The sequence below is a fragment of the Collimonas arenae genome (assembly GCF_001584165.1).
Classification (GTDB): domain Bacteria; phylum Pseudomonadota; class Gammaproteobacteria; order Burkholderiales; family Burkholderiaceae_D; genus Collimonas; species Collimonas arenae.
On sequence record NZ_CP013233.1, the window covers coordinates 4,528,065 to 4,540,616 of the forward strand.

Genomic DNA, 12,552 nt, shown 5'->3' on the forward strand with positions numbered 1-12,552 from the left:
CCAGCTAAGGCCCACCCGCATCCATCCAAGGCCCACTCCCATGACATCCGCACAGCCGCCACTGCAAAAACTGCCCGCCGCTCCTGACAACGTTATCGATGGCAGCGGCCAGCCGCGCATGGGACGTTATGCCGGCCAGACCGGCGCCATCGACTGGTCACAGCTGACCGCGCCGTTTTCCCGCAGCAAGGTATGGCGCCGTTTTCATCACAAACGCTGGCAATACGTGGCTTTGTCTACGCCCGAGCTGCTGTGCGGCATTGCCATCGTTGACGTCGGCTGGACCAACACTGCATTTGCTTACGTCTTCGACCGCCAGCAAGGCAAACAGATCGCCAGCTTCTCGCAGGATGGCATCCCGGGGATGAGCGCCAGCGTCAGCCATCATCCGGGCGGCGCCAGCAGGTTCCGCTTCTTCGGCAGCCGCATCGATTACCTGCCGCCCGCCGTCGGTGCTACTGCCGACAACAAGTACCGGCTCAGCTTGCAATGCGACGAATTCAGCATCGATGCCGAATTCGACGCCGAAAACACGGCCCCGCAGCTGTTGGCGGTGGGGCCGATTGTCCACGGTTCGGTACATGCAACGCAAAAGTCGCCCGGCATGCCGCTCACTGGCGAAGTGCATGTCGACGGCCAGCGCTTCGACCTGCAGGGAGGAGTCGCCAGCTTCGATTATTCGAACGGCTTGCTGGCGCGCAATACCGAGTGGCGCTGGGCGTCCGCGCACGGCCTGGATATCGGCTTCAACCTGCAGGCTGGCTACTTCGGCAACCAGGAAAACGTGCTGTGGCTGGACGGCCAGTTGCACGCGCTCGGGCATGTACGCTTCGATTACGACCTGAAAGCGCCGCTGGCGCCGTGGCACATCTATACCGACGATGGCTTGCTTGATCTGCAGTTCATGCCGGAAGGCGCGCGCCGTGAGAATAAGAACATGTTGATTGCCGCCACCCGCTATATCCAGCCAATCGGCAGTTTCAGCGGCTGGGTCAAGCCGGACCGGCAAGCGCCGCCGCGCCCAGTGGAACATCTGGTGGGCGTGACCGAGGAACACTTCTCACGCTGGTAATTTCCGCGCAAAATTGCCAGGAATCAATGCCGAGATTCGCAAATTTCCAACACCGGCAGCATTTCCGCTGCGCCCGGAATACGTTTGGTATACCATTGCCGACCCATTTTTTGTTTGCGAGGTATTCGAATGTCTTTCGCTTGTGGCGTAGATTTCGGCACGTCTAATTCGACGGTTGGCTGGAGCAGGCCGGGACACGACGCCTTGCTGCCGCTGGAAGACGGCAAGGTCACCTTGCCGTCGGTGGTGTTCTTCAACGCCGAGGATGAAGCCTTCAGTTTTGGCCGCGCCGCGCTCAGCGGCTACCTGACCGGCTACGAGGGACGCCTGATGCGTTCGCTGAAGAGCCTGCTCGGCTCCAGTCTGATCGATGCCCAGACCGAAGTCGGTGGCCGCGCTCTGCCGTTCCGTGCTTTGCTCACCCATTTCATCGGCGAACTGAAAGCCCGCGCCGAAACTGCGGCCGGCAAGGAATTCGGCAGCGTGGTGCTGGGCCGTCCGGTCTTCTTTGTCGACGACAATCCGACCGCCGATCAACGCGCCGAAGACACGCTGGCGGAAATCGCCCGCTCGGTCGGCTTCAAGGACATCGCTTTCCAATTCGAACCGATTGCCGCCGCCTTCGATTATGAATCCACCATTGAGCGTGAAGAACTGGTACTGATTGCCGACATCGGCGGCGGCACCTCGGACTTTTCGCTGGTACGGCTATCTCCGCAACGCGCCGCCAACAGCGAACGGCGCGACGACATCCTGGCCACCGGCGGCGTCCATATCGGCGGCACCGATTTCGATAAATACCTGAGCCTGTCGAGCGTGATGCCGATGCTGGGCCTGGGCAGCCGCCTGCGTAACAACAGTGAAGTGCCATCCAGCTATTACTTCAACCTGGCGACCTGGCACACCATCAACCAGATCTATACCCGCAAGGCCTGGCAGCAACTGAAGGATGTGCATCGCGAAACCGTCGAACGTGACAAGTTCGGCCGCCTGCTCGACCTGGTCGAACAACGCGCCGGCCACTGGCTGGCATTGCAGGTGGAACAGGGCAAGATCGGCTTGTCGGATGCCGAAACGGTGCAACTGGGGCTGGATCGTATCGCCCCCGAGCAGATGCTGCAACTGACGCGCCAGCAGTTCAACGACAGCATCGCGCACCTGGTTGGTTCGGTCGAAGATACCGTCACTAACCTGCTACGCGACGCCGGCGTGAGCGCCGAACAAGTCGACACGGTGTTCTTTACCGGCGGCTCCAGCGGCGTGCAGCTCTTACGCCACAAGATCGCTGCGCTGGTGCCTTCGGCAAAAGCGGTGGAAGGCGATCTGTTCGGCAGCATCGGCGCCGGCCTGGCGCTGGATGCGGTGCGCAAGTTCGGCTAAACGGCCGCTCTATTTGCGGTCGGCATCCGCTTTGTCGGTGTCATCCCGGCTACGCTTGCGGAAGCCGGCAATGTCCGACAAGCGCATGCCTTCGGGAATCGTCAGGCGCTTGGCATGGCCGACGCGCTGTGCATGATAGATGCCGCTGTGCCCGGAAAACAGATAGCTGACCACGCAGGCGATACCGGCCAGCACGCCAATCTCGGGCCCGAATAATTCAATCGCCATCACGGTCGAGGCAATCGGCGTATTGGCCGCGCCGGCAAACACTGCGACGAATCCCAAGCCCGCCAGCACCGGAATCGGCATCGACAGCACTTGCGCCAGCGCGTTGCCGAGCGTGGCGCCGATATAGAACAGCGGCGTCACCTCGCCACCCTTGAAGCCGGACGCCAACGTCACCACAGTGAAGACGATCTTGTCGGCAAAGTCATATACCGGCAGCGGCTTTTCAAAGGCCTCGACGATGGTCGGGATTCCCAATCCCAGATATTTGTCGGTGTTCGGCAGCTGCGCCAGCAGCAGCACAACCACCCCGCCCGCAAACGGCCGCAGCGGCGGAAAAGCAATCACGCGTTTGACCAGCCGCGACAGGCCGTGGGTCGCCTCCGCAAACAGCATGCCGACCAGGCCGAATACGATGCCGGCCAGTAGCGTGGCGCCAAAGATGCCGATGCTGAAATGCGGCACGAAAGGAATCACGTAGTGCGTGTGATGAACGCCGAGCAGCTCTGGAATCTGGTCGCTGATGATCGCGGCGATGAAGCAAGGCAGGATTGCGTCGTAGCGCAAGCGGCCGATGGCCAGCACTTCCAGTCCAAAGATGGCGCCAGCCAGCGGCGTGCCGAACACCGACGCGAAGCCGGCGCTGATTCCGGCCATCAGCAGGATGCGGCGCTCATCCGGTTCCAGGCGGGTGATGCGGGTAATCATGTCGGCCAGCGCGCCGCCCATCTGCACCGCCGTCCCCTCGCGACCGGCCGAGCCGCCGAACAAGTGGGTGATCACGGTGCCGAGCAGGATCAGCGGCGCCATGCGCTTGGGCACAATTTTCTTCGGATCGTGGATTTCATCGATCAACAGATTGTTGCCGCCCTCGACCGATTTGCCCATCAGGTGATACAGCAAACCAACCGCAAACCCGGCCAACGGCAGTAACCACAATAGCCAGCGATGTGCATTGCGCGTATCCGTCGCCCACTCCAACGACAGCAGCAATGCCGATGATGCCAGACCGGCCAAAGCGCCTACCGCGGACGCCAAGACCAGCCAGCGCGCCAGATACACCAGCATCGACAGCTGTTCAGGATATTTTGTTTTTTTCATATATAACTGGAATTGGATTTGAAGAACTCAAACCCGGATGGCAAGGCAACGTCAATCGGGACACGCGCGCCTACAACTTCCCATCCAGGAACTTGTAGGCATCATCAGCTGCCGTTGACCGTGTGACCCTTGTCGGTCCAAAGCACAAAGCAGCGGTTCGAGGAGGAATGCCATCTCCGATTGCTGCCGCCATTGTGCCGGACAGCAAGGCCTGATGCAACCGCCAAGCGTGGCGTACAGCCAACAGCGCTACACCGGATCGAAGGTGGTCAGCCTGGCCAGCGCATCCAGCCACCAGCTCAGCGCCGGGCCGACATGGCGATCGGGACGGTACACGCATTGCATCGGCAACGCCGCGCCCTGCGGCGGATGGCCGGCGGTCTGGATCTGCACCAGGCGGCCGCTGGCCAAATCGTCGGCCACCACATGGCGCGGCATATAGCCCCAGCCCATGCCGGCCCGCAGCAACGCGTGCTTGGTGCCGAGATCGCTCATGCGCCAGGACAGCGAGGAATGCACCGAGAAATCCTGGTTGGCGGTCAGCGCACTGCGGTCGCTCAGGACCAGTTGCACCTGCTGCTTCAGCACATGGGCGGGAATGCGGCCGCTGATTTGCGCCAGCGCATGGGTCGGCGCCACCACGCCGACCAGCAGCACGGTCGGCAGGCTGACGTGCAACAGATTCGGCGGAATGATCGGCAGGGTTCCCAATATGCCGAGCATTGCCTCGCCATCGATAACGCGCTCGGCGACCGAACCCAGTGCTTCGATTTCCAGCCGCAGCGTGACGCCGGGAAATGCCGCGCGAAATTCGCCCAGCAAACCCACCAGCGTCGAAGTCGGGAAAAAGACATCGAGCGCCAACGTGACCTCCAGTTCCTGTCCTTGCGAGTAGGCGGCGGCGCGCGCTTGCAAGGCATCGACCTGATCGAGCACCTGACGCGCATCGCGCAGCAACTCGATCCCAGCCGCAGTCAATTGCGGCCGATAACTGCTGCGGTCGAACAGGGCGACGTCGAGCTGGCCTTCCAGCGTGGTAATGGCATAGCTGACTGCCGACTGCGCGCGCGCCAAAGCCCGCGCCGCAGCCAGGAAACTGCCGCTATCGGCGACTTGGGCAAACACCCGCAATTGATCCAGTGACAGCCGTTCGATATTCATGGCGATTCAACATTATCTAATAATTAGATATTGATTATCGCAAGATAATCAATATCCTGCCGGCTGCAACAGGATTAATATGGCTTCACTCGCTGCACGAAATACCTATTCGGCACATGCGCAATCAGTAAATGCGGCGATGTGAAAGCAATTGCTTACTTACACCACAACCCTTTTAAAGATTGGATCTATCATGCAAACTTCGCCAAACCTGTATCGCATCGGCCGCGTCCTGTTGGCTTCGCTGTTCGTCATTTCCGGCATCCTGAAAATCACAGCCTTCTCGGGCGTGGTCGGCTACATGACCAGTATCGGTGTGCCGTTTGCGGCTCTCGCCGTGCCAGCCACGATCGTGGTTGAACTTGGCGGCGGATTGGCGCTCATGGCTGGCTGGAACGTGCGTCCGATTGCCATCATCGTGGCGCTGTTCACGGTAGTTGCAACCCTGACGGCCCACCGCTTCTGGGAAGCAGATCCGGCCAACGCACAGAACCAGTTGAATAATTTCCTGAAAAACATCTCGATCATCGGTGCGTTGCTGATGCTGGCTGCTACCAGCACAGAATCAAAAAAGTAAGCGCACACCATTTGCCCAGTTATCACGGAACGGAGAATTTTTATGAACAACCCAACTTTCAATCGCCAACTTGAACGTCTGGTCACCGGCGTCGCCACCCAAGACGGCGCAGGCGTAAGCCTGGTGCGGGTATTGACACACGATCTGCAACGTCGCCTCGATCCGTTCCTGATGCTGGACAATTTCCACTCGGACAAGCCGGAGGATTATCTGGCCGGCTTTCCCGACCATCCGCACCGCGGCTTCGAAACCGTGACCTACATGCTGGCAGGCCGCATGCGCCATCGCGACAATGCCGGCAACGAGGGCTTGCTGCAACCGGGCGGCGTGCAGTGGATGACTGCCGGCAGCGGGCTGGTGCATTCGGAATTGCCGGAACAGGAAGACGGCTTGATGAGCGGTTTCCAGCTGTGGCTGAACCTGGCTTCGGGCGACAAGATGGTCACGCCGAGCTACCGCGACCTGCAAGCCGACGAGATCCCGCAAGTGTCGCCACAGCCCGGCGTGAAGGTGAAAGTCATCGCCGGCAACGCCTTCGGCACCGCTGGCGCGATGCAACGGCCGACCACCGAACCACTGTACCTGGATGTGCAACTGGAAGCCGGCCAGCAGCTCGACCTGCCGATCCCGGCAACCCACAACGCCTTCCTGTACGTGTTTGAAGGCGCACTGCAGATCGGCGAGGATGCGCGCAGTGCACCGGCAGGCCGCATGGCGATCCTGAGCAATAGCGCCGATGCCGCCGGCGTCAACGTAACGGCACAGGGCAAGAGCCGCTTCCTGCTGATCGCCGGACGGCCGCTGAACGAGCCGATTGCACAATGGGGTCCGTTTGTGATGAACACCCGCGAGCAGGTCGAACAAGCAATCCAGGATTTCCGGGATGGCAAGTTCCAAGGTTGAAGGCAGAGCAAGTAAAAAGAAAAAGGCGAGCGTTGAACTCGCCTTTTTTTATGCTTACGGCTTGAAGAGGCTGTCATATCTGCTGGCGACCTGATCCAGCAATGCGTGCAACGCCGGCTCTGCATACCAGTGGCCATTCGCCATGACCCCCAGCGGCGCGCGCAGCGTTGACAGATTCTCCAGTGGATTTTTTTCCGAAAGAAGCAAATCGGCGCGACTGCCAATCTTGATCGTCCCGAACGGCTCCCCGTCCGGCACCGAACGCTGGATGAATTCACCCGCCGTCCGGGTGGCAGCGGAGAGCACCTGATAGCGGCTGAGGCCGGCTTCTTCAAGAGCTTGCAAGTCATCATGCAATGAAAAGCCAGGCACCAGACCTGGGATGGTCGGCGCATCGGTGCCGACAATCAGGGAAACTTTGGCGTCCGACATCTTTTTGATAAAGCGCTTCAGGAACTCAACCCTGCCGTCCAGATCGCCCTGGCGCAGGCTATAACCTTCGTCGCGCCATGCCAGGCGCCGGCTGGGCGCGAGGTAACGCGTTTCCGGCATATGCATATAACGCTCGAGCACCGCCGGCTTGCCCCACTGGCGGGCAATGGTTGCATAAGTGTTCAGATCAGCGGTGACGAAAGCGTGGTTGCGTTTGACGAAGGCGATCGCAGCCGGAATTTCATCCAGGTTTGGCGCGCTATCCATCTGTCCTGAACCGCCCGGATTTTGATCGTCGGGATGAGAGAAGGTTGTATAAAAAAATTCTTCAGAATGGGCCACCATGAGCTGGCCGGCATCAAGCTGTCGCTCCAGGCCAACTCGGGTAACGCCGTGGCCGATGACAGCCATATGCTGGCTGCGCGCCTCCTCCATGAGTGCCTCGAAACTGGCCGGCGACAGATTGTTGTAGACCTTGATGAAATCGTAGCCGTTGGTCTTGGCCAGGCCGACAATGGCGCGCGCCTGTTCTGGCGTCGCCACGACAAAGTGACCATACTGCGGCGAGCCGTCAATCAGGAAGCCGGCATACACATGCGGCCCCGCAATCTTGCCACGGTTGATCGCGGGCCTCAGTTGGGCATTGAAGGCATTCGAGGCTTCTCCCATATTCAGCACGCTGGTGACACCGTTGGCCAGGTAAACCTTCATGTCGCCGGTGGTGTCTGAATGCACATGCATATCGGCCAATCCAGGTGAAAGGAAGTTGACGCCGTGGCCGTCGACGATATGCGCTCCCGCCGGAATCGCCACGGTGGACCCAATCGCGACAATTTTGCCGTGCTCCACCACCACGCTCTGGTTACGCACGATTCGATCAGTGTCCATTGGCAGCAGGTTAACCCTGGTGAAGACGGTAGCCGCATCGGCGTCCCATTGCGACGGCTGGGCACTAGCGACAGCACAGCAGAACGACACAACGGCCGTGATCAAGGCAAGTATTTTCAATTACGGTCTCCATTGAGATTATTATTTGCATGCCTGCGACAAATGCCACCTGATCGCCAATGGCATAGCGCGTGTTAATGTAAATCAAAAACAATGCATTTGCCGGAGCGATGCGTCCAGGACCGGGCTAATCTTCAGCAATAAATTAGAACTAAATTGTCCAAGCCTGATTCGGCAAAGCGATTTATCCTTAACGCATCTTCGATGATCCAAAACAGCCATGACCAGCAAGCTTTTCTGGCAAGACCCTTACCGCACCACACTCACAACCCGCGTGACGGCCGTCGATAACCGGCGCGTCCACCTGGCGGAAACCATTTTCTTCGCCTTCTCCGGCGGCCAGGAAAGCGATGCCGGCACGATTGGCGGGCAGCCGGTGCTGGCGGCGGAAAAAGATGGCCTGGAGATTGTCTATACGCTGGCGGACGGACATGGATTGCAGGTCGGCAGTGAAGTAGAAATCCACATCGACTGGGAGCGCCGCTATCGCCTGATGCGGCTGCATTTCGCCGCCGAAATGGTGCTGCAGATGGTGTACCGGCTGTGTCCCGGGATCGAACGCATCGGCGCCCACATCTCGGCCGACAAGGCACGTGTGGATTTTGCCCATGAGGGCAGCATCGCCGCGCTGTTCCCACAGATCGAACAGGAAGCAGCGGCGCTGTCGCAGGCAGACCTGCCGATCGTGACAGCCTTTACTGACGAAGCCGCGCAGCGACGCTATTGGGAAGTCGCCGGTTTCGCCCGCATGGCGTGCGGCGGCACCCACCCACGCTCGACCGCGGAAATCGGTTTGCTCAAATTGAAGCGAAAAAATACTGGTAAGGGCAAGGAACGCATCGAGATCAGCCTGGTTGAATAAAGCCTGGCGAATGCAAAGGCATGTGCTCCGTGGTCCGTTAAAAGGGGTCAGAGTAATTTTCGCACAGAACCGCGAAAAAAAACTCCGACCCCATTTAACTGCGTGGGGTTGGTTTTGACGTTGCTGTTGGTTTTGACGTTGCCGCTGCTTTTGACTTTTCGCATGCTGACGTTGCCAAATGGGACGGGGGACAGTCGGGAATGATGGGACACATGTTTGAGCGCAGCGAGTTTGTGTCCCATCCGACTGGCGCACGGCTCATTTGGGGACCCGCCAACGGCGGGCAACGACTGTGCGATCGCCTTCTTTTGGTTACTTTTTTTGCGCCCGGCTAGTGTCCACGAAGTGGTAACCATTTTAAGTAGCACCGGACGAACACCACTGATGCACCGCAGCACTTACTCCGTGGCCCGTTAAAAGGGGTCAGAGTAATTTTCGGCAAAACCCCGCCGAAAAAAAACTCCGACCCCATTTAACTACGCTGGGTTGGTTTTGATGTTGCCGTTGCTTTTGACTTTTCGCATGTTGACGTTCCCGCCAGTCGTCAACCGCAACTACTTGACCTCCATCGACAACGCCAGCGTCTCCTTGATCTCCTCCATCACCACATAACTCTTCGATTGCGCCGCCCCGGCAACTGCAGCAACATGTCCCCCAACAGCTTGCGATACTCCGCCATCTCCCGGATACGCGCCTTGATCAGGTAATCGAAATCACCCGACACCAGATGACATTCCAGCACTTCCGGAATACGCAGCACTTCACGCCGAAACTGTTCGAAAGCATTCGCCGATTTCTGGTTCAGCGTAATTTCAACAAACACCAGCAGCTTGGCGCCGACCGCCGCCGGATTGATGCGCGCGTAATAGCCATCAATGACGCCGTCGCGCTCCATCCGTTTGACGCGCTCGATACAGGGCGTGATCGACAAGCCGACCTGCTCGCCCAGGTCCTTCATCGACATGCGGCCATCCTGCTGCAACAAACGCAGGATGTGGCGGTCCAGCTTGTCCAGCGCGCGGCTCGATTCCTTGTAAATTCTCATGATGGGATACGGGCAGGTTTTTGATCAAATTTTCAGGCACATTTTCAGCATTAATTCCTGAATTAGTGAATTTATACAGTAACAAATGCTACCGAATAGCTAATAGCATAGCGCTTATTACTGTAAATCAAAAACAATTCATTTGCTGGCGTTCGGCATCCTGGAACAAGCGAATCTTGAACGTGCAGTAGCATATCAACCAAGCAGGTGTGACGGAGATTCCAGATGCGAGTTCTTATCCTTGGCAGTGGCGTAGTTGGGGTCACCAGCGCCTATTATCTGGCGCGCGCCGGTCATGAAGTGACCGTCATCGACCGCCTGCCCGGACCAGCGCAGGAAACCAGTTTCGCCAACGCCGGCCAGATTTCTCCTGGCTATGCCTCGCCTTGGGCCGCGCCCGGCATCCCGCTGAAGGCGATGAAATGGATGCTGCAGGAACACGCACCACTCTCCATCACCCCCGATGGCACGCTGTTCCAGCTGCGTTGGATGTGGCAAATGCTGCGCAATTGCAGCTCGGCGCGCTACGCAGTCAACAAGGAACGTATGGTGCGCCTGGCAGAATACAGCCGCGACTGCTTCAAGGTCTTGCGCGCCGATACCGGCATCGCCTATGAAGGCCGCCAGCTCGGCACCATGCAGGTGTTCCGCAGCCAGCAGCAACTCGACGATGCAGCCAAGGATATCGACGTATTGAAAGAAACCGGCGTGCCGTTCGAACTGCTGACGCCGGATCAGCTGGCGCAAGCCGAGCCGGCACTGGAAGCGGTCAAGCACAAGCTCAGCGGCGCCCTCCGCCTGCCGAACGATGAAACTGGCGATTGCCAAATGTTCACGACCAAACTGGCGAAGATGGCAGAAGATCTGGGGGTGCGCTTCCGCTACAACGTGCAGATCGATGCCCTGACCTTGTCCAACGGCGAAATCGCCGGCGTCCAATGCGGTTCCGAGCATCTGCAGGCCGACAACTATGTGGTGGCGCTGGGCGCCTACTCCACCGGCTTCCTCGGTTCGTTGCTGGATATTCCGGTATATCCGCTGAAGGGCTATTCGATCACGGTGCCGATTGTCGATGCGGAAGCAGCGCCGGTCTCCACCATCCTCGACGAAACCTACAAGATCGCCATCACCCGTTTCGACGACCGCATCCGCGTCGGCGGCATGGCCGAGATCGTCGGTTTCAACAAGACGCTCAAGCCGAAACGCCGCGCCACGCTGGAAATGGTGGTCAACGACCTGTTCCCCGGTGCCGGCAACACTGCCGCAGCCAGCTTCTGGACCGGCTTGCGGCCGATGACGCCGGACGGCACGCCGATCGTCGGCGCTACCCATATCCGCAACCTGTTCCTCAACACCGGCCACGGCACGCTCGGCTGGACCATGTCTTGCGGCTCGGCGCAATTGCTGTCGGACCTGATTTCCGGCAGGCGGCCGGCGATTGCTTCGGACGATTTGTCTGTTAGCCGCTACAGCAAGGATTTCGGGCAAACGGCGCATCCTGCCTACGCCTGAAACGCCGTCGACCGGCGCGCAGCAAGTGTGAAATGTGATCCACCCGTTTTTGAGCGATATTTGAGCGACCCAAGATGAACCCACAAGCAGCGCACGCCGGCGCAATCCTCACGATCGATCTGGATGCCATCCGCAGCAACTATCGCCTGCTCAGGCAGCAGGCTGGCAAGGCCAGCGTTGCCGCCGCCGTCAAGGCCAATGCCTACGGCCTCGGCGCCGACCAGGTCGGACCGGCGCTGGCGGCGGAAGGTTGCCGTCACTTTTTCGTGGCGCATCTGGATGAAGGCATCGCACTACGTCCGCACCTGCCGGCCACCGCCGAGATTTTCGTGCTGCATGGCGCGCCACCCGGCACCGAGCGCGAACTGATTGCCCATGGCCTGACCCCGGTACTTAACAGCCTGCAGCAGATCGAAGCCTGGCATGCGCTGTCGCAAACCCTTGAACGTCCGTTGCCAGCGATCTTCCAGGTCGATACCGGCATGTCGCGCATGGGCTTGCCTGCGGCCGAAGCAGAAGCATGGCTGGCCAATCCGGCTTTCATGAAAAGCATTCCGCCGCTGTTCCTGATGAGCCATCTGGCCTGCGCCGAGCACCAGGGCCATCCGATGAACGCCAGCCAGCTGGCGCGTTTCCAAAGCTGGCGTCAGCGCTTGCCGCATATCCCTGCCAGCCTGGCCAATTCCTCCGGCATCTTTCTCGGTCCCGATTTCCAGTTCGATCTGGTGCGTCCCGGCGCGGCGCTGTACGGCATCGCACCGGTGGCCGGCGCCGCCAACCCCTTGCGGCCAGTGGTGGCGCTGCACGGCCGCATCATTCAGTGCCGCACCATCCAGCGCGGCGACCATGTCGGCTACGGCATCAGCTATAGCGCCACCGAAGAGCGACGCATTGCCACTGTCGGCGTCGGCTATGCCGATGGCTGGCTGCGCAGCATGAGCAACCGCGGCGTCGCCTTCATCGACGGCCGGCCGACGCCGATGGTTGGCACGGTGTCGATGGATTCGATCACGCTCGATGTCACCGGCATCGCCACCGAGCGCCTGCAGGCCGGCGCGACGGTAGAACTGATCGGTCCGCATCGTCCGCTTGACGACGTGGCGCGGCTGGCCGGCAGCATCGGCTATGAAATCCTGACCGACCTTGGACGCCGCTACCACCGCGAATATATCGGCGGCTAGCAACCGTGGGCAGAATCTGCCCACCCTGCGTTCTACCTCTTGCGGCGCCAAAGTCGTAGAATCAAACACTTCTGTCACTCTTTTCTTCGCCGC

At 59.6% G+C, this 12,552-nt stretch carries 10 protein-coding genes, 1 pseudogene and 1 riboswitch; of the genes and pseudogenes, 7 read left to right on the forward strand and 4 right to left on the reverse strand.

Going from position 1 to position 12,552, the window contains the following annotated elements; genetic code table 11:
* The first annotated feature begins 40 nt into the window (after positions 1-40).
* Both CAter10_RS20760 and CAter10_RS20765 read left to right on the forward strand, forming a co-directional pair.
* A complete protein-coding gene (locus tag CAter10_RS20760; RefSeq protein ID WP_061534945.1) occupies positions 41-1,072 on the forward strand; it encodes a DUF2804 domain-containing protein in 1,032 nt (343 codons plus the stop codon).
* Between the two features lie 129 nt (positions 1,073-1,201).
* Positions 1,202-2,452, forward strand: coding sequence for an Hsp70 family protein (locus CAter10_RS20765; protein ID WP_061534946.1), 1,251 nt, complete (start codon positions 1,202-1,204; stop codon positions 2,450-2,452).
* 9 nt (positions 2,453-2,461) lie between these two features.
* Here CAter10_RS20765 and CAter10_RS20770 read toward each other — a convergent pair whose 3' ends face one another.
* Together CAter10_RS20770 and CAter10_RS20775 are read right to left on the reverse strand one after the other, a co-directional pair.
* Positions 2,462-3,778, reverse strand: a complete 1,317-nt coding sequence (locus CAter10_RS20770) for a voltage-gated chloride channel family protein (protein WP_061534947.1) — start codon at positions 3,776-3,778, stop codon at positions 2,462-2,464.
* An 88-nt stretch (positions 3,779-3,866) separates the two neighbouring features.
* Positions 3,867-3,965: riboswitch (Fluoride riboswitch) on the reverse strand.
* A 62-nt stretch (positions 3,966-4,027) separates the two neighbouring features.
* Positions 4,028-4,939: a LysR family transcriptional regulator gene (locus tag CAter10_RS20775; protein ID WP_061534948.1), complete on the reverse strand. Its 912-nt coding sequence runs from the start codon at positions 4,937-4,939 to the stop codon at positions 4,028-4,030.
* Positions 4,940-5,132: 193 nt separating this feature from the next.
* Between CAter10_RS20775 and CAter10_RS20780 the strand changes: the two genes are divergently transcribed.
* Both CAter10_RS20780 and CAter10_RS20785 read left to right on the forward strand, forming a co-directional pair.
* A complete protein-coding gene (locus CAter10_RS20780) occupies positions 5,133-5,516 on the forward strand; it encodes a DoxX family protein (RefSeq protein ID WP_061534949.1) in 384 nt (127 codons plus the stop codon).
* Positions 5,517-5,558: 42 nt separating this feature from the next.
* A complete protein-coding gene (locus tag CAter10_RS20785) occupies positions 5,559-6,419 on the forward strand; it encodes a pirin family protein (protein ID WP_061534950.1) in 861 nt (286 codons plus the stop codon).
* 54 nt (positions 6,420-6,473) lie between these two features.
* On the opposite strand, the gene CAter10_RS20790 is transcribed toward CAter10_RS20785, so the two are convergent.
* The gene (locus CAter10_RS20790; protein WP_061534951.1) at positions 6,474-7,859 is read right to left on the reverse strand and encodes an amidohydrolase family protein; all 1,386 of its coding nucleotides are present in this window, start codon (positions 7,857-7,859) and stop codon (positions 6,474-6,476) included.
* 220 nt (positions 7,860-8,079) lie between these two features.
* Between CAter10_RS20790 and CAter10_RS20795 the strand changes: the two genes are divergently transcribed.
* Positions 8,080-8,721: an alanyl-tRNA editing protein gene (locus CAter10_RS20795; RefSeq protein WP_061534952.1), complete on the forward strand. Its 642-nt coding sequence runs from the start codon at positions 8,080-8,082 to the stop codon at positions 8,719-8,721.
* A 554-nt stretch (positions 8,722-9,275) separates the two neighbouring features.
* On the opposite strand, the pseudogene CAter10_RS20800 reads toward CAter10_RS20795, so the two are convergent.
* Positions 9,276-9,766 (reverse strand): annotated as a pseudogene (locus CAter10_RS20800) (Lrp/AsnC ligand binding domain-containing protein).
* 225 nt (positions 9,767-9,991) lie between these two features.
* Between CAter10_RS20800 and CAter10_RS20805 the strand changes: the two are divergent.
* Together CAter10_RS20805 and alr are read left to right on the forward strand one after the other, a co-directional pair.
* Positions 9,992-11,278 (forward strand): D-amino acid dehydrogenase, encoded by a 1,287-nt coding sequence (locus CAter10_RS20805; RefSeq protein ID WP_061534953.1) that lies wholly within the window; start codon positions 9,992-9,994, stop codon positions 11,276-11,278.
* 74 nt (positions 11,279-11,352) lie between these two features.
* Positions 11,353-12,459, forward strand: a complete 1,107-nt coding sequence (gene alr / locus CAter10_RS20810; protein ID WP_061534954.1) for an alanine racemase — start codon at positions 11,353-11,355, stop codon at positions 12,457-12,459.
* Positions 12,460-12,552: the final 93 nt, after the last annotated feature.

Coding starts and splice junctions, on each gene's coding strand:
- CAter10_RS20760 (WP_061534945.1), top strand. CDS start 41: ATGACATCCGCACAGCCGCCACTGCAAAAACTGCCCGCCGCTCCTGAC.
- CAter10_RS20765 (WP_061534946.1), top strand. CDS start 1,202: ATGTCTTTCGCTTGTGGCGTAGATTTCGGCACGTCTAATTCGACGGTT.
- CAter10_RS20770 (WP_061534947.1), bottom strand. CDS start 3,778: ATGAAAAAAACAAAATATCCTGAACAGCTGTCGATGCTGGTGTATCTG.
- CAter10_RS20775 (WP_061534948.1), bottom strand. CDS start 4,939: ATGAATATCGAACGGCTGTCACTGGATCAATTGCGGGTGTTTGCCCAA.
- CAter10_RS20780 (WP_061534949.1), top strand. CDS start 5,133: ATGCAAACTTCGCCAAACCTGTATCGCATCGGCCGCGTCCTGTTGGCT.
- CAter10_RS20785 (WP_061534950.1), top strand. CDS start 5,559: ATGAACAACCCAACTTTCAATCGCCAACTTGAACGTCTGGTCACCGGC.
- CAter10_RS20795 (WP_061534952.1), top strand. CDS start 8,080: ATGACCAGCAAGCTTTTCTGGCAAGACCCTTACCGCACCACACTCACA.
- CAter10_RS20805 (WP_061534953.1), top strand. CDS start 9,992: ATGCGAGTTCTTATCCTTGGCAGTGGCGTAGTTGGGGTCACCAGCGCC.
- alr (WP_061534954.1), top strand. CDS start 11,353: ATGAACCCACAAGCAGCGCACGCCGGCGCAATCCTCACGATCGATCTG.